Origin of the sequence: Maritalea porphyrae (assembly GCF_030159895.1) — a bacterium.
Classification (GTDB): domain Bacteria; phylum Pseudomonadota; class Alphaproteobacteria; order Rhizobiales; family Devosiaceae; genus Maritalea; species Maritalea porphyrae.
In genome coordinates, this window is record NZ_BSNI01000002.1 from 1,770,344 (window position 1) to 1,786,518 (window position 16,175).

The 16,175-nt window shown below is 48.8% G+C and carries 16 protein-coding genes; 11 read left to right on the top strand and 5 right to left on the bottom strand.

The genetic code is table 11. The features are described 5' to 3' along the window. From QQL65_RS12050 to QQL65_RS12100, 11 genes are all read left to right on the top strand, one after another. Positions 1-1,539 carry an aldehyde dehydrogenase (NADP(+)) gene (locus QQL65_RS12050; protein WP_284364882.1) on the top strand — a complete coding sequence of 513 codons (1,539 nt, stop codon included), beginning with the start codon at positions 1-3 and terminating at the stop codon, positions 1,537-1,539. A gap of 120 nt (positions 1,540-1,659) precedes the next feature. Beyond that, entirely contained in the window at positions 1,660-2,790 is a 1,131-nt protein-coding gene (locus QQL65_RS12055) for a sugar ABC transporter substrate-binding protein (RefSeq protein WP_284364883.1), read from the top strand. Between the two features lie 63 nt (positions 2,791-2,853). After that, positions 2,854-4,398 carry a sugar ABC transporter ATP-binding protein gene (locus QQL65_RS12060; RefSeq protein ID WP_284364886.1) on the top strand — a complete coding sequence of 515 codons (1,545 nt, stop codon included), beginning with the start codon at positions 2,854-2,856 and terminating at the stop codon, positions 4,396-4,398. Continuing rightward, on the top strand, positions 4,391-5,440 hold the full coding sequence (locus QQL65_RS12065; RefSeq protein WP_284364887.1) for an ABC transporter permease: 1,050 nt from the start codon (positions 4,391-4,393) through the stop codon (positions 5,438-5,440). Before QQL65_RS12060 ends, QQL65_RS12065 begins: the two co-directional genes overlap by 8 nt. Positions 5,441-5,447: 7 nt before the next feature. Continuing rightward, positions 5,448-6,407, top strand: coding sequence for an ABC transporter permease (locus QQL65_RS12070; protein WP_284364889.1), 960 nt, complete (start codon positions 5,448-5,450; stop codon positions 6,405-6,407). Between the two features lie 7 nt (positions 6,408-6,414). Next, on the top strand, positions 6,415-7,329 hold the full coding sequence (locus QQL65_RS12075; protein ID WP_284366284.1) for an SMP-30/gluconolactonase/LRE family protein: 915 nt from the start codon (positions 6,415-6,417) through the stop codon (positions 7,327-7,329). Between the two features lie 651 nt (positions 7,330-7,980). Then, positions 7,981-8,598 (top strand): mannonate dehydratase, encoded by a 618-nt coding sequence (locus QQL65_RS12080; RefSeq protein ID WP_284364890.1) that lies wholly within the window; start codon positions 7,981-7,983, stop codon positions 8,596-8,598. A gap of 174 nt (positions 8,599-8,772) precedes the next feature. Next, complete coding sequence (locus QQL65_RS12085; protein WP_284364891.1) at positions 8,773-9,762, top strand: TRAP transporter substrate-binding protein; 990 nt, start codon at positions 8,773-8,775, stop codon at positions 9,760-9,762. Positions 9,763-9,825: 63 nt separating this feature from the next. Further along, positions 9,826-10,368, top strand: coding sequence for a TRAP transporter small permease (locus QQL65_RS12090; RefSeq protein WP_284364893.1), 543 nt, complete (start codon positions 9,826-9,828; stop codon positions 10,366-10,368). 1 nt (position 10,369) lies between these two features. Next, the gene (locus QQL65_RS12095) at positions 10,370-11,650 is read left to right on the top strand and encodes a TRAP transporter large permease (RefSeq protein WP_284364894.1); all 1,281 of its coding nucleotides are present in this window, start codon (positions 10,370-10,372) and stop codon (positions 11,648-11,650) included. A gap of 29 nt (positions 11,651-11,679) precedes the next feature. Continuing rightward, positions 11,680-12,201, top strand: coding sequence for a peroxiredoxin family protein (locus QQL65_RS12100; RefSeq protein WP_284364896.1), 522 nt, complete (start codon positions 11,680-11,682; stop codon positions 12,199-12,201). A 35-nt stretch (positions 12,202-12,236) separates the two neighbouring features. On the opposite strand, the gene QQL65_RS12105 is transcribed toward QQL65_RS12100, so the two are convergent. From QQL65_RS12105 to QQL65_RS12125, 5 genes are all read right to left on the bottom strand, one after another. After that, positions 12,237-12,953 (bottom strand): ribonuclease activity regulator RraA, encoded by a 717-nt coding sequence (locus QQL65_RS12105; protein WP_284364898.1) that lies wholly within the window; start codon positions 12,951-12,953, stop codon positions 12,237-12,239. 108 nt (positions 12,954-13,061) lie between these two features. Then, positions 13,062-13,409 carry a cupin domain-containing protein gene (locus QQL65_RS12110; RefSeq protein ID WP_284364899.1) on the bottom strand — a complete coding sequence of 116 codons (348 nt, stop codon included), beginning with the start codon at positions 13,407-13,409 and terminating at the stop codon, positions 13,062-13,064. Between the two features lie 149 nt (positions 13,410-13,558). After that, positions 13,559-14,308, bottom strand: a complete 750-nt coding sequence (locus QQL65_RS12115; RefSeq protein WP_284364901.1) for an SDR family NAD(P)-dependent oxidoreductase — start codon at positions 14,306-14,308, stop codon at positions 13,559-13,561. A 199-nt stretch (positions 14,309-14,507) separates the two neighbouring features. Further along, positions 14,508-15,248: a FadR/GntR family transcriptional regulator gene (locus QQL65_RS12120; RefSeq protein ID WP_284364903.1), complete on the bottom strand. Its 741-nt coding sequence runs from the start codon at positions 15,246-15,248 to the stop codon at positions 14,508-14,510. Between the two features lie 194 nt (positions 15,249-15,442). Beyond that, positions 15,443-16,117 carry a GntR family transcriptional regulator gene (locus QQL65_RS12125; RefSeq protein WP_284364904.1) on the bottom strand — a complete coding sequence of 225 codons (675 nt, stop codon included), beginning with the start codon at positions 16,115-16,117 and terminating at the stop codon, positions 15,443-15,445. Positions 16,118-16,175 lie beyond the last annotated feature (58 nt).

Genomic DNA, 16,175 nt, shown 5'->3' on the forward strand with positions numbered 1-16,175 from the left:
ATGCTTACTGGAAAACACTTGATTGCCGGAAAATGGGTTGATAGTGACGAAAGATTCACTTCGCAGCCAGCGCGCGGAAATGCCCATACCTTTGCAACGGGTACACCCAATTTGGTCGATGAAGCTTGCAAGGCCGCTGAAGAAGCCTTCTGGAGTTTTGGCTATTCCGATCGAAAAGCGCGTGCCGACCTGCTTTTGGCAATCGCCAACGAAATCGACGCCTTGGGCGAAGAAATAACAGCTATCGGTTCGCAGGAAACCGGTCTACCTGAAGCAAGGCTTGTTGGCGAACGCGGCAGGACTACCGGGCAACTAAAACTATTTGCTGAGCATATCATTGGTGGTGAATACCTGGATCGAAGGTTCGACGAGGCGCGGCCAGAAAGGGCGCCCTTACCACGCCCAGAACTGCGCATGCAGCAGCGACCAATAGGGCCTGTTGCCGTATTTGGTGCCTCAAACTTCCCACTTGCTTTTTCCGTTGCTGGTGGAGATACCGCAGCAGCGTTAGCTGCGGGATGTCCGGTTGTCGTTAAGGGCCACTCCGCGCACCCCGGCACTAGTGAATTGGTTGCTCGAGCTATTAAGGCAGCAATAAAATCTACAGGCGTTCACCCGGGTACATTTTCCTTAATTCAAGGGGCAAAACGTGACGTAGGGGCAGCCCTTGTAACCCACCCTTTGATAAATGCTGTCGGGTTTACCGGCAGCCTACATGGTGGCCGTGCTCTATTCGATTTGTGCGCAGCTCGTCCAAATCCGATCCCGTTCTTTGGCGAGCTTGGTTCTATAAATCCAATGTTCTTGCTGCCCAATGCCCTAAAATCACGCGGCGCCGATATCGCAACAGGTTGGTCTGCTTCTCTAACGATGGGCGCCGGACAGTTTTGTACAAATCCGGGAGTAGTTATCTTGTTAGATAGCCCGGAAGCTCAAACGTTTATAGATACAGCAGTTAAAGCGCTAAGTTCAGTCGAAGCGCAAACAATGTTAACCGATGGCATAGCTCAGGCTTACAGAGACGGACGGGATCGCATCTCGGCAACTCAAGATGTTCAGGAAATTCTGATCACATCTAGCGATGAGAGAACTGCTAGTCCAAATCTTTACGTAACCTCGGGCGACAACTGGCTTTCGACAGATAACCTTGGTGAGGAAGCGTTTGGGCCGCTCGGACTGATTGTCAAAGCAACAGGCATCAAACAGTTTGCGACCATAGCAAAGTCACTTCAAGGCCAACTTACATGTGCAATCCACATGGAAGATGCCGATTTCGAGACTGTGCAAACACTTTTCCCGATCCTGGAACGGAAAGCCGGACGACTTTTGATCAACGGATTTCCCACAGGAGTTGAAGTCTGCGACACGATGGTTCATGGCGGCCCATACCCTGCATCCACAAATTTTGGCGCCACCTCTGTTGGTACGTTGTCAATTCGACGCTTTTTGCGCCCGGTTTGCTATCAGAATTTTCCGCACGAGCTGCTGCCGTCCGACTTGAGGCATCGTAATTTGTCGCACAGAAGCGGCCCACTTTAGTCAGTACTTTGTTTGACCGAAAAACGGTCAAAACGGTTTTTTGTAGCGCCACTTGTCGCTTCAAAGAGACGCCAAAAAGGCGAATTTAAACGCGGTAAATCCGCAAATGGGAGGAAGAAAATGATAAAACGTGTACTCGCGATGTCTGTTGCAGGGCTTGCAATGAGCTGCGCCGTTGCAATGGCAGGCCCAACGGTCGTAAACGGACCGGGCGCAAACCCGTCTTGTTTCGCACAGTGGTCACCAGACACCAAATTTCTACAATGGGAAAAGCGTGAAGGGCCATTCAAACTCGCTGTGGTAAATGGCTTTGTTGGCAACGGATGGCGAATTCAAATGGTCAAAACTGCAAAAGCGTTCGCAGAAGACCCTTCAATCAAAGACAAAATCTCAGAGTTTAAAGTTGTTTCAACTGGCACTGACGCCGCTGTTCAACTTGGCGCAATCGAAGACTTTATCAACCAAGGTTACGATGCAATTGTCACGATTGCCGTCGCGCCAGATGGCTTTGATCGGGTGATCAGACTAGCGGACAAGAACAACGTTGTGATTGTTCCATTTGATAATGTTCTAGATACCGACAAGGTAATGCAGGTAAACGAAAACCAGCTGGAAATGGGCAGAATGTATGCGTCTCACGTTCTAGGAGAGCTTGGGAAACTTGGAAAAACTTCGGGCAAGCTCTTAGAAGTTCGAGGTCTTGCTGGCAACTCTGTTGACCGTGATCGGTCGCTTGGCATTCATCAGGTCCTGGATGAGTCTGGTGGCGATTGGGAGGTCATTTCAGTAGTAGGCAATTGGGATGATGGCACAGCGCAAAAGGTAGTTGCAGATGCCATCGCAGTTCACGGCACATTCGACGGTGTAGTAGCACAAGGTGGCACAAACGGCGTTGTTCAGGCTCTGCTCGATACCGACCATCCAATGGTTCCAATGTCCGGTGAATCTGAAAATGGTTATCGTAAGGCGCTAGCGAAATACGCTGACGAGGGTCTGAAAGGCATCTCAATTGGCCAGTCTCCGGGCCTAGTCGCAATTTCAATGAAGGCCGCAATCTCTGCCTTAGAAGGCAATGTCATGCCTCAATTAATCTCAGTTCCCCTGCCAGTTGCAACTTACGACGAGCTGGAAGACGGACTAAATTACTGGAGCGATCTTCCTGATAACTTCTTTACGGTCAATGAGTTCCCTCCATGCGGCGTGAACATTTCAGGTCCGTCAATTATGGCGCAGACAAAAGACGACTCTTAGTAGTTCACTGAGAAAGTGGCGCTCCTGCTCCCGAATGGAGCGCCACCCCAATGGAGCAATTGCATGTCTAAACTTGCACCCATAATGCGACTTTCAGGTATTTCGAAAAATTTTGGAGCCACCCATGCTCTAAAAGATGTGGACTTTAGCTGTCGTCCCGGATCAATTCACGCGATCCTTGGTGAGAACGGTGCGGGAAAATCTACGCTCATCAAGATCATGTCGGGCGTTTTGAAGCCGACAAGTGGGAATCTGTACATAGATGGCCGCGAAGCCAGTCTTCAATCTCCGACACAAGCCGCTAGTAAAGGTGTGGTGTGCATTTTCCAGGAACTATCATTAGTTCCAGATTTAAGTGTGGCCGAAAACATCTTCCTAGACTCGCCCCCTAAAAAATGGGGCATGATCGACCGGAAAAAGCAAAGAGTTGCGGCCCAAGCTTTGCTGGCGCGAATAAAGTGTGAAGACATTGACCCTAGCGAACTTGTTAAGGATCTATCACTCTCTCGCCGTCAAATGGTCGAGATTGCCAAGGCGCTTGGAAAAAAACCCAAAGTCCTAATTCTAGATGAAGCAACTTCTGCACTTAGTAGCCAAGACGTTGAGACCATTTACGATTTGCTCGAGGATCTAAAATGCGAGGGTGTCTCAAGCTTGTTTATTTCGCACAAGATGCAAGAAGTCGACAGGTTGTGTGACACGCTTTCCGTGTTTCGAAATGGCCAGCATATTGAAACTTTCGCAAAGGGCGAACGTTCTGATGAGGAGATCGTAAAGCTTATGATCGGCCGATCTGTCGATGCACAATATCCCGACAAAAGGCCTCTTATAAAACGAGAAACTCAGTTGAGCATCTCCGACCTAAAATGGGGAGGTGAACTTCAGGGCGTGACGTTGAAATTAGGGAAGGGCGAAATTCTCGGATTGGGTGGACTAGATGGCCAAGGCCAAAAAGAGCTTTTGCTTGCTCTTTTTGGGGTCCTTCGCGGTGTCGAAGGTAAGGTGGAAATTGATGGACGAGCCATGACAATGCGGTCACCAGCTTCAGCGAAAACTTCTCCTACAAATTTTGCACTTGTGCCTGAGGATAGAAAAACCGAGGGCCTAATGTTGGAGATGTCCATCGCAGACAACTTAATGATCGCAAGTCTTGCTAGCATTTCCAACGGACCTTTTGTCTCCTCTACGAAGGAAAGAGATGCTGTCGCCAAGGGGATCAAAAAATTACAGATCAAAGTTGGCTCAGCAAAACACCCCGTCTCGACATTGTCAGGTGGAAACCAACAAAAAGTCGTTATTGCAAAGTGGTTGCAAACCAACCCCAACATTGTGTTGCTGAATGATCCTACCCGAGGAATTGATGTCGGCACCAAGCAGGAGATCTACAAGCTAATTCACGAACTGGCTGAGCAGGGCAAGTCCGTGTTGCTCTATTCTACCGACTACGCTGAACTTATCGGTTGCTGCGACAGAGTAGCAATCATGTACGAAGGAAAAATCTCGGCTGAGTTAGAAGGTGACGAGGTCTCTGAGGCCGCCATACTAAGTGCCGCTCTAAACATTGGCGACGTTTTGGAAGACGAAAAACGGGAAACGTTCAATGCCTGAACTCAAGAAAAACATGAGGTTACTCATTAGCCAAAACATTGGCTTTACGGCTGCGACTATAATACTTGTCGTCCTTTGGCTCCTTTATAATTTCCTACACCCACGCGGCTTTTCCTCTGCCGTTCTGATTCAAAACACCAATGAAAGTGTCGCCATCGTTTTTGTTGCGATAGCTCAAACCTTGCCAGTTCTACTTGGTGGTTTGGATCTTTCAGTTGGCGCCGTTATGACTTTGGCTAACTGTGTTGCTTCGGTACTGGTATCCGGTACGCCTTTCCAAATCATTTTAGGCATGATGATCACCCTTCTGACTGGTACGGCATTTGGTCTGCTCAATGGTTTGGTCGTTGTTTATGGTCGTATTCAACCCATCATCGCCACTCTTGCGACTGGCTCCATCGCTATTGGATTGGCATTGTTTATCAGACCGCAACCCGGCGGCGATGTAGATGGTGACCTAGGTTGGGCATTGACTAATGACCTTTATGAATTGGTGGCTACCTACGGTTGGTGGGACGCCGATGCGGGATGGTTCGCTCCGATATCATGGTTTCCTGTGCCTTTGCTAATCATTCTGGTGATTTCCTTTGGCATTTGGATCCCATTTAAACGTACCATTACCGGTCGAACAGTTTACGCAATTGGTTCGTCAGAAAGCGCGGCATTTATGTCGGGCTTACCAATTGATCGGGCAAAACTGGCAGCGTTTACGCTTGCGGGGTTCTTTGCCGCATGTGGCGGATTGTATTTGGCGATACAAACATCTTCTGGCAATGCAGACATATCGCAAGCGGGTTCATACACGTTGAATTCAATTGCTGCCGTCGTTCTTGGCGGGACTTCTTTGCTCGGCGGAATTGGCGGTGCCATCGGCTCACTAGTAGGAGCATTGTTATTGCGCTTGTTGGCATTTTACTTCCGTATTTTGTCAATTGATCCATTGCTGCAGCCACTGATTGAAGGTGTTGTATTGCTCGTTGCAGTCAGCCTTGGTGCACTACGCACACTACAGACAAAAAACAGACTTCGGCTTTTCCGATAGGTGTGACATGAACAACATAACAACTCTATTCAGCTCTGAAGATAAGCCAATTCTGATCGCGTCTGGCTTTATCGTTGTCATCCTTTTGATTGGCACCGCATATACCCTTGCGACGCAAGGCACGATGCCACTTCTGACGGCAAACTATCTGATGCTGCAACTACAATCTGGCGCGTTTTTAGGCATTGCTGCGGCAGGCATTATGGTGGTTATCCTTCTCGGTCACATAGATCTGTCGATCCCATGGACGATGACTGCTGCTGCGATGATGGCAACGACCGTTGGCAGTGAGCTGGCCATCCCTACTGGCATCGCGGTGGGACTGGCCGTTGGCGTAATAAATGGACTTGGAGTAGGCTATTTACGAGTGCCTTCAATGATTTTCACTTTGGGGTTAGATAGTGCAATGCGTGGCCTCATGGTTGCTCACACCGGTGGATATGCGCCCGCTGATCAAGCAACACCACTAATGCGGTATTTAGCCTCGGGTGATTTTCTAGGGATCCCGATGTCTCTTTGTGTATGGACTGCCGTTTCGGTAATTATTTTCCTCATATTGCGCAAAACGACGTTTGGGAAGTCAATTTACGCGACAGGAAACAAAGAGGCTGCAGCATACTTATCAGGCATTCGAACTCGGCGTGTAATTCTTGGTGCGTTTGTTGTTTCTGGCGTTTGTGCAGCGTTGGCGGGCGTGCTTTTGGCTGGGTACTCTGCCAAGGCCTACCAAGGAATGGGTAACCCGTTTCTTCTGCCCGCAATCGCCGCGGTGGTACTTGGGGGAACACATATTCTTGGCGGCAAAGGGAGGTATGTCGGCACTCTGGTTGGCGTCATCCTTATTGTGCTCCTCAACTCAGTCCTATCCATTATGCAAATGCCTGAAGCGGGTAGGCAAATCATCTATGGAACTGTGATTATATGCATGTTGCTCGTCTATGGACGAGGTCAAAAAATCTCAAGCTAGTTGGCAGGTGCCCATGTCGGAATTATACCAAGTATTGCAGCCAGAATTTGAGCGTCTCATATTTCAAAATGCTCAGCTCGATTTGCTCTGGACTGGTGGTCGGTGGTGTGAAGGGCCGGCGTGGTTGCCTGCCGGCAAATATGCATTGTGGTCAGATATTCCCAATAATCGCACACTCCGCTGGGACGAAACAGATGGGTCTGTATCTGAATTTGAAAACCCAGCGAGAAATCAAAATGGCCATACCGTTGACAGATTTGGCCGCTTAATCTCATGCGAACATCAAGGGCGCTGCGTAAGTCGGATTGAGTTTGATGGAAGTCGCACGATCCTTGCGGATAGCTATGAGGGTAAGCGACTGAACTCTCCAAATGACGTTGTCGTCAAAAGCGATAACTCGATTTGGTTTACGGACCCGACATACGGTATCGATTCTGACTACGAAGGCGATGCAGCAAATTCAGAAATTGGGTCTAGCAATGTCTACAAAATTGCTGCCAACGGAAAACTTACTTGCGAAATTTCGGACCTGAAACAACCCAATGGCCTGGCATTTTCAATAGGTGAGCATGAGCTGTATGTTGCCGACACAGGTAAGACGCATGATCCAAATTGCGACGCCAACATTTATGGCTATCAGATCGATCAAAAACAGGCCGTCATTCCAAGTTCAAAACGCTTGCTAACAAGATGCGACAACGGGCTTTACGACGGCTTCAGAATTGATACTTCGGGCAATATTTGGACATCGGCGGGAGATGGCGTGCATTGTGTTTCCGCCGCAGGCAAGCTCCTCGGCAAAATATTCGTTCCCGAAACAGTTGCTAACCTGTGCTTCATTGGTTCGAAGAAAAATCGACTATTTATTTGTGCAACGACTTCTGTTTACGCCATCTATGTCAACGCCTCTGGTGCCCATTAGTTGTCGCCGCTTGCCGCACACATTCGGTTCCTATCGATTTCAAACCAGCTACACGGGCATATGGCTATTGCAATCGGGCTAGGATGGCTAACCGCGCTTCGATTGTATTCAGCGTATTAAGCACAATGTAAACGTGTGCGGATGGTCGTGCGAGTGATATACCCGGTAGCAGCGAGGTAAAAGTTCGTTCAAACGCCACTTTGGCTGGTGAATGCCCTAAAATTCCAACTAGATCAACATTTTACCACAATCGCATGTTGCTAAAAATTCGGACAATGTCCTAATAAAATATACACATGGAACGCAGCTCGGGACGGTGCTACAAAAGTGAAGTAGAGTTAGTGGTCGGGTTGTTTTGTCCCGTGGCTTAGTGAGCGGACAGTTTTCGTTGGTTCACAAATACGGAAACGTGTGTTTGCTTGTCCCGCTCACATGGGCATCCCATTTGGGACAGTTTGTGTCCCGGACTTGCCTGCCTTTTGATTTGCTGGGACACCCAGATTGTCCCCAGACGTGCAAGTAAACTTGTCCTTTTCTTTTTGGTTCAAGCCAGCTTTTTTTGCCATTTCGAGCTGAAGTGTTTCTGGCATTTGACTGATGTACTCGAGTGGGTGTTCATTCTCTTTTCATTATTCGCTGGCGATGACAGCAATGACTGCATGGGTGGCTATGAGCTGGACGATAATTTCCACCAATTGCTCTTTGAAAAGGTTTGTTGCTGAAGTCATGCCCACCGCATCCGAACTCGGCATACGAATGTGCGTGCATCCTGACGATCCACCTAGACCGCTTTTTGGGTTGCCAAGGATATTTTCGAAGCAAGAGGACTTTGAGTATCTCACCGCGCTGCATGATGACCTTGCAAATGGGATAACACTTTGCGCCGGTTCACTGGGGGCATCACCGCATAACAATGTCCCTGAAATAGCGGAGAAGTTCGCAAAACGGATTCACTTTGCTCATCTGCGAAATGTCCAAATTGAAGAAGATGGGTCGTTCCAAGAATCGGAGCACTTGGATGGTGCAGTTCGCATGCCTTTGTTGGTGTGGGTGCTGCTCCAAGAAGAGAAGAACCGCCAAGCAGACGATCGAGCCGACTTCAATATACCTTTCAGACCAGACCACGGGCACGAATTGTTGTCAGATGCAGAAATGGAAACGCATCCTGGTTATCCCCTGGTCGGCAGGTTGCGCGGTTTGGCCGAAATTCGCGGCGTCATTGACGGGCTTAATTATGCAAGCGGCGAAAGGTCACAATTTGGTGCGTAAGAATCCAGAAACTGGGATACTAGCTTGAAAATTTTTTTCGCTTGAATCCGGTTTTTTGATAATAAGATGCTGAAAATAAAGGATAATTATTTTTATATAAAGTTCTTGGCAAATTTGTAAATATTTGTAATTATCAGCGACAGCAACCCAGAATTGCCAACTCGGAGGAAACAAATGGTACATTCTACAATTAAGAAATGTTTGGTCGGTGCAGCGGTGCTTGCAACGTGCGCCGTACTTAGCACATCAGCAATGGCAAAGGACTTGCGTGGGTGGAACATCCATGTGGAGGACTATCCTGTGTCTCATGGTATGGAAGCCTTTTTGGCTGAAGTAACCGAGAAAACCGATGGTGCCATTAAAGGCAAGGTCTTCCACGGTGGCGTGCTTGGCTCGCAACCAGATGCGATTGAACAGGTTCGCCTCGGCGCCATTGATTTTGGTGTATTTAGCTTGGGCCCGATGGGTCAAGTTGTTCCAGAAGCTAACGTTGTTTCCTTGCCATTCATCTTCAAGTCTGTCCCAGACATGTATCGCTTGATGGATGGTGAAGCGGGCGCAGCATTGAGTGCTGGCTTGGAAGCTAAAGGTATCAAGGCTTTGGGTTATTACGACGCCGGTGCGCGTAGTTTCTATAACTCAATTAAACCAATTAACACACCAGCCGACGTTGAAGGCATGAAGGTTCGCGTCATGAACAACGATCTATTTGTTGGCATGATTGAATCAATGGGTGGTAATGCGACGCCAATGGCGTTTGCTGAAGTATTCCAGTCGCTAAAAACCGGTGTCGTTGACGGTGCGGAGAACAACCCACCTTCATATGAATCAACAAATCACTTTGAAGTGGCTAAATACTATTCATTGTCACAACACCTGATCATTCCAGAGTGCTTGTGCATGAGCAAACGTACTTGGGATTCTTTGACACCTGAGCAACAAGCAATTGTCGCAGAAGCTGGCAAAAACAGCACTGACTTGCAACGTAAGCTTTGGCAGGAACGCGAAGCTGCTAGCATGAAAGTTGTTATGGACGGTGGTGTTCAAGTGAATGAAATCGCAGACAAATCAGCATTTCAAGACGCTATGAAGCCGGTCTATGACCAGTTCCTAAACGCAAGCCCTGAACTTGCGGATCTGGTGGCGCTATTTCAAGCTAACTAAGAAATAAGCTAAAACATTGGGCATCCTCCTTGAGAGGGTGCCCATTTCTCTTAAGAGGTTGCCATGAGCACCGAACGACAAGACGCAAGGCGTCACCCCATAATCCTACTGCAAGATGCCTTGTCCAACTTGTGCGTTTTTGTGTGTTCCATCATGCTTGTTGTGTTGATCGCCACATTTGGTTGGCTCGTATTCGGTCGATATGTACTCAATGTTACGCCGACCTGGGTTGAGCAGCTCGCACTTCTCTTAATATGCTACATCACTCTACTTGGGGCAGGGGTTGGCATTCACGAGAACTCCCACCTTGGCGTCACAATGTTTCGAGATGCAATGCCACAACCCGTTCAAAAAGTGGTCCTGTTGCTTAGCGATATCATTTTAGCAGCGTTCGGCGCTGTGATGTTTGTGGCAAGCATCGAATTGTTCAATTTTGGCTGGAGCACATTGTTGCCCATGCTGAATATCCCTGAAAGTTTTCGCACCCTTTCGTCTGTTATGTGCGGCGGCTTGTTGTTCTTTTTTTGCGGACTACGCGCCGCTTTGCGGTTCTCTGACATGTTCCGTTCGACCAGTTTTATCCAGGACCTAGAGGAAGCAATATAAAATGGGCCTTACAATTTTGCTTGGCGTCTTCTTTGCGTGCGTCTTTTTTGGCATCCCAGTCGCCTTTGCGATGGGGCTCGCGGCTCTTTCTGCGTTTTGGTATGAAGGCTTCCCGCTACTCATAACTTTTCAGCGTACTATTTCTGGGATTTCAGTGTTCTCACTGCTCGCTATCCCATTTTTCGTGTTTGCCGGCGAGTTGATGTTGCATGGTGGCATTGCAGTTAGGTTGGTACGATTTGCCTCGACTTTGGTTGGCCATGTTCGCGGCGGATTGGCATCGGTAAACATATTCTCATCAATGCTGTTTGGTGGTATTTCGGGTTCAGCGATCGCAGACATTTCCGCTCTTGGCTCGCTTCTAATCCCAGTGATGAAAGAGCGCGGATATCGTCCTGATTATGCAGTAAACGTAACGGTGACGTCGTCCATCGCGGGTATTGTTATTCCACCTAGCCATAACATGATCATTTTTGCGATCGCTGCAGGCGGTGGTATTTCGATTTCCAAATTGTTCCTTGCGGGTGTAATTCCAGGCATCCTGATGTGCACTTGTTTGGCTGTCGCAGCATATGTTTTGGCAAGACGACATGGCTATCCTGCTGAGCCATTCCCCGGCTTAAAAGCAGTTGCGATTAGTGCTGCAGCGGCACTTCCAGGTCTAGTCACAGCCGTGATCATTGTAGGCGGCGTGCTTTCTGGCGTGTTCACCGTCACCGAATCCGGCGCGTTCGGTGCAATTTACGCCCTCTTGCTCACCGCCTTTGTATATCGCACTCTGGATTGGAAAGCCTTTGTGACAGCGGTTACTTCTGCGGTACGCACAACGGCAATGGTGATGATCCTAATTGGCTTTGCAAGTTCGTTTGCCTATCTGCTGGCGCTTTATCAAGTGCCCGAAATCTTAGGAAACACGCTGCTTGGTATCTCTGACAATCCAATTATCATCCTCTTGATGATCAACATCATTTTGCTCATGCTCGGCATGATTATGGATATGGCCGCGTTGCTGCTTATTTGCACACCCATTTTCTTGCCAATTGCAAAAAGCATCGGCATGGACCCGACCCAGTTTGGCATCATGATGCTGATCAATCTAGGATTGGGACTTTGCACGCCACCGGTCGGCACTTGCCTCTTTGTTGGATGTGCCGTTGGCAAAATCAAGATAGAGCAGTCTCTTAAAACCATCTGGCCGTTTTATTTAGCTCTGCTACTAGCTTTGATATTGGTGACGTATGTTCCAGCATTTTCGCTTTGGCTACCTTCTTTGGTTGGCTAGGCAAGCAAGCCTTATAAAGGAACGACAGGATGCCCCTAACACTCAGATCTGGCGAGCGCTTCCCCCGTATGACCTTTCAAAAAGTCGGAGGTGGGCAGTTGCTCGTTGGCGAGCCTAGTGGAAACTGGACGCTGTTAGTTGTTTATCGTGGGCGGCATTGTGGCCGCTGCAAGAAGTATCTGAATGGCCTAGAGAAAATGCGCCAAGACTGGGAGCGCGCAGGGTTTGACATAGTCGTCGTCTCTGCAGACACCCAGGAAAAAGCGCAGGCGGACATTGCCGAGTTTGGCTGGAGCTTCAACATTTGCTACGGCCTAGTTGTCGAGCAAATGAAGCTGCTTGGACTATATGTGAGTGAGCCACTAAGCGAGGCAGAAACTGACCGTGTATTTGCCGAACCTGGGGTTTTTTGCATTACACCGGAAGGGAACGCTCAGATTGTGAGCGTGTCCAATGGACCTGCAGCGCGCCCAGAGCTCGCCGAACTGTTGGATGGGATGATATTTACAATTGAGAACAACAGACCGCCGCGTGGCACTTGGATTGAGTAGCGAGTGCCAGTGTTTTTAGTCGACCGGACTAGGTGCTAAAGCCCTTTTTCGGCGCGCCATTTTTTAAATTTCTCAATAGTATTGGGTGCAGTAGGCGGGTATAGCCCAAATGTTGACGCACCCGCTTCGACCATTTCAAGCACAAAGTCCTCAAAAATCGTCATTTCCATTGCCTCCTGGGCAACGGTGTCGACCAAATGCGCTGGTATGCAAATGACGCCCTCATTGTCTCCCACCATTATGTCGCCAGGGAATACAGGGACACCCCCACAAGCAATAGCGTCGTTAATGGCGACTGCGTGGTGTTTTGTAAGGTTTGTCGGTGCACTTGGGCGATTGTGATATGCAGGCATAGAGAGCTGAGCAATTTCAGGAGTGTCCCGAAAACCGCCGTCTGTGACTATGCCGTTGCATCCGCGTTGTTGAAGTCTAGTGGCTAGAATACAACCTGCCGAAGCTGCGGTGGCGTCATTCCGTGAATCTATCACAAAGACTGCGCCGGCGGGGCATTCTTCGACACCCTGGCGTTGAGGGTTTTTTGGGTTCTCAAACGAATTTAGACCATCAAGGTCCTCTCGGGCAGGGATGTACCTTAGGGTGTAAGCGGGGCCAACCATGTTGGGGCCAGGTGTCAAACGCTGCGCATTTTGAACGAAAACGTTTCGCAACCCCAGTTTAAACAACGCTGTACAAAGCGTTGCGGTACTGACCTGCATCAACCGTTCCCGGGTGCCACTTTTTATCGCATTCATTTTAACCCTCTAAACTTTGGCATTCAGTATGTTTTGCAGTTTGATTGGATGGGCAGGTGCGTTCGGTCTGCCCATCCCATTAGCGCAAAGTGTTAGTGGGGATTTGCGCTAATCCAAAGTGATGCCGTGCGCCACAAGGAAGTCTTCGCGCACTGGCGTAAATGAATCGATCAAGTTACCTGCCTCGATGCAAACGCACGAGTGGACAGCATTGGAAGGTATTACGACACCATCGCCAGCGTGAATTGTGCTGGTTTCACCGTCGATTGTGAATTCGTAGCTTCCAGACGCGACGCATGTAGACTGAACATGTGGGTGTGAATGGGGTGTGCCGATGCCACCTTTTTCGAAAGAAAATTCGACCATCATTAGCTCTTTTGAGGCGCAAACGATTTTTCGTCGAACACCTTCACCGCTTGGCAACCATGCGTCGGGGTGGTCTTTAAATACTCTCATCGAACGGGCTCCGTTTTGTCGAAAATGGTTAAATGAGGCTCTTTGGGTTCGAGTGCCTTCAAATTAGGAGACTCCAGCCGATGTTGAGAAACGCTCATAGAGGGGAGGAGCGATTGATCTCATTCCTACACACACGGCTGGAGAAAGGGTTAGGAGAAGTACAGGCCACCATTGATATCGATATTGGTGCCGGTCATGAATGAAGATCGATTGGAAGCAAGAAATGCAACCAAATCAGCAACTTCTTCTGGACGGCCCTCGCGTTTCAGAGGCGTTATGTTGGCAACGTGCGAACGCACTTCGTCCTTTGTATGGATATTGTGGAAGTCAGTATCAATCATGCCTGGGCAGACCGCGTTCACACGTGTTTTGGGACCAAGCTCTTTGGCCAAGCCACGGACTAGCGTCATTAGTGCGCCTTTTGATGCGGCATACGCAGCAGCGCCACCACCACCACCATCTCTGCCTGCCTGGGAAGCAAGGCCAACAATCGAGGAGTTCTCGCTCAGGTGTGGGATCACCGCCCTCGAAATGTTGACAAAAGAGGTAAGGTTTAAATCGATAACCTTTTGCCAGTGTTCGTCCGACATGTCTGCAATAGGCGTGCGGCCGACAATTCCGCCACTGACATGTACCAAAATGTCAATCTGACCAAATTCTTCGACTGTACGGTTCGTTAGAGCCTGAATATCGTTCTGAGATGTCACATCGCCTTGCAAAGCAAACGCTTTGGAGCCGGCGGCATTGATTTCAGCCGCGGCACTTTCTGCACCCTCCGCACTTGAGTGATAGTTGATGGCAACATTTGCGCCATGGATGCCCAACGCAATTGCGCAAGCGCGGCCAATGTCACGACCGCCACCGGTTACAATTGCGGTTTTTCCTTTGAAATCAATCATATCATCTCTCATTGCATTTGCTTGCTTTGCACTGAACAAGCAATCAGACGCTTTTCAGTAAGTTGTAATATTTGTTCTTGATAGGATGAATTATTGACAAGTTCAACCAAAAAATAACAAATAATTACAAATTAATGAGAGTGACGACAGTGGTGGCAAGCGATGTGCTGCAGACGAGGAACATGTGATTTGTTGAGAATTAGTCGCCGTCAAAAACGCGACGACGCGCATTGTCGATATGCGCCCGCATCGCTTTGTTTGCCGCGTCACTATCCTTAGCGCGTATGGCAGCGACGATGTCATAATGCTCGCCTTGCACCAATTCTAGTCGAGCTTGGGTTTTGGTGAGAGACAGGTTCCGTGTGAGACTCATACCCGTCAGAATATTTGCTTTCATAGAGTTTCGCGCCGCAACAAAATAATGGTTGTCTGCGGCTTTGCAAATTGCGTCATGCAAGACTTCGTCAGCGTCGACGCCCAATTGGCCGGTTCTGATGCAGTGATCCAACTCTGCGATTGCCGCGTCAATTGCCTTTAGGTCTTCAGATGTTCGGCGTTGCGCTGCAATTGCTGCGGCTTCGCCTTCAATTGCAGATCGAAACTCGAACGTGCGTTGAATGTCTGCGATAGACCCAACAGGGGCGAAGTCCAATACTGCGCCATCTGGCCGCCTCTTTACATAGGAACCTGATCCTTGACGCGAAACGATGACGTCATCTGCCTTTAGTTGTTTTAAGGCTTGGCGCAAGATGGGTCTTGATACGCGCAATTCATCGCAAAGTTGATGCTCGGTTGGTAGCTTGGAGCCTACCGCGATTTCGCCGTTCACAATTTTGGACAAAACGCTTTCGTAAACGCGGTCGGCCAATGTGCGGTCGCTGAAACGTGTGTTTGCAGTCTTTGAAGAAAGTTCGGCGTTTGTCCGGTTTTGTTCGTTCATTTGCAATTTCGCACTTTTGTCCGCACCAAGAGTGGACGGTTTAGGGATCTCAAATTACGCGCCATCACACCTGGAACTCATAACTTATTGATAGGGCTCAATAAAAAATTCTCAAATCAAGTTGCGCCGTGACCTGCCACTATGTTCATCATTAGGCTGGCGGTGTTTATTTGTCAATAATTTGTAAATCTTGGCTAGCTGTTCTCAAAATAGTGAGGGTATGCCGCCCGAATTTTTTCAATTGTCTCATCAAGGCGCGAAAAATGAACACGCGCCGCAGCGATTGCGCGGTCAGGGTCATTGTCAAAAATGGCTTGGGCAATAGAAATATGGTCTTGTAGCAATTGATCAAGTTTGCCCGTCTCGTCCAGCTCCAAAGTGCACAGCCTATCAACCTTTGCTTTGTTCAAAGAGGCCGTTTGAAACGCAGTTTCGCATCCGGCACGTTGCGCTAAGAGATGATGGAATTGATAGTCAAGCTTATGAAATTCGTCTGCAGCTCTGTTTTCTGTTGTGAGCTTTTGTGATGCCAACACCAGCTCAATCTCATCTTTGAGGTCTTGAACGGGCGCAACACATGCTTTGCGGATAATTTCATATTCGATCGCGGACCTAATTAATCGCGCGGCGTGTATTTCTTCCATATCGAAACCACGCACCCGCGTTGCACGCTGAGGGCGTATCTTTAGCAAGCCCTGACTTTCAAGAAGACGAAATACATCGCGAACAGGCTGTCGCGATACACCAAATGACTGTGCTGTTTCAGCTTCAGAAAGCTTGTCGCCGGGCAGGAGCTCAAGATTTGCAATCCGCGAGTGGAGCGCATCATAAATCTCTTCGGTGCCCATATTTGCTCTGGCGCTTGCCATGAATCCTCCTGATTGTGACGTGCCAATCGGCAACAAGCTTTGATTTGCACATTGGGTT

What these genes read in the sequence shown, in the direction of transcription:
- QQL65_RS12050 (WP_284364882.1), top strand. Translation starts at nt 1, where the DNA reads ATGCTTACTGGAAAACACTTGATTGCCGGAAAATGGGTTGATAGTGAC.
- QQL65_RS12055 (WP_284364883.1), top strand. Translation starts at nt 1,660, where the DNA reads ATGATAAAACGTGTACTCGCGATGTCTGTTGCAGGGCTTGCAATGAGC.
- QQL65_RS12060 (WP_284364886.1), top strand. Translation starts at nt 2,854, where the DNA reads ATGTCTAAACTTGCACCCATAATGCGACTTTCAGGTATTTCGAAAAAT.
- QQL65_RS12065 (WP_284364887.1), top strand. Translation starts at nt 4,391, where the DNA reads ATGCCTGAACTCAAGAAAAACATGAGGTTACTCATTAGCCAAAACATT.
- QQL65_RS12070 (WP_284364889.1), top strand. Translation starts at nt 5,448, where the DNA reads ATGAACAACATAACAACTCTATTCAGCTCTGAAGATAAGCCAATTCTG.
- QQL65_RS12080 (WP_284364890.1), top strand. Translation starts at nt 7,981, where the DNA reads ATGACTGCATGGGTGGCTATGAGCTGGACGATAATTTCCACCAATTGC.
- QQL65_RS12085 (WP_284364891.1), top strand. Translation starts at nt 8,773, where the DNA reads ATGGTACATTCTACAATTAAGAAATGTTTGGTCGGTGCAGCGGTGCTT.
- QQL65_RS12090 (WP_284364893.1), top strand. Translation starts at nt 9,826, where the DNA reads ATGAGCACCGAACGACAAGACGCAAGGCGTCACCCCATAATCCTACTG.
- QQL65_RS12095 (WP_284364894.1), top strand. Translation starts at nt 10,370, where the DNA reads ATGGGCCTTACAATTTTGCTTGGCGTCTTCTTTGCGTGCGTCTTTTTT.
- QQL65_RS12100 (WP_284364896.1), top strand. Translation starts at nt 11,680, where the DNA reads ATGCCCCTAACACTCAGATCTGGCGAGCGCTTCCCCCGTATGACCTTT.
- QQL65_RS12105 (WP_284364898.1), bottom strand. Translation starts at nt 12,953, where the DNA reads ATGAATGCGATAAAAAGTGGCACCCGGGAACGGTTGATGCAGGTCAGT.
- QQL65_RS12110 (WP_284364899.1), bottom strand. Translation starts at nt 13,409, where the DNA reads ATGAGAGTATTTAAAGACCACCCCGACGCATGGTTGCCAAGCGGTGAA.
- QQL65_RS12115 (WP_284364901.1), bottom strand. Translation starts at nt 14,308, where the DNA reads ATGATTGATTTCAAAGGAAAAACCGCAATTGTAACCGGTGGCGGTCGT.
- QQL65_RS12120 (WP_284364903.1), bottom strand. Translation starts at nt 15,248, where the DNA reads ATGAACGAACAAAACCGGACAAACGCCGAACTTTCTTCAAAGACTGCA.
- QQL65_RS12125 (WP_284364904.1), bottom strand. Translation starts at nt 16,117, where the DNA reads ATGGCAAGCGCCAGAGCAAATATGGGCACCGAAGAGATTTATGATGCG.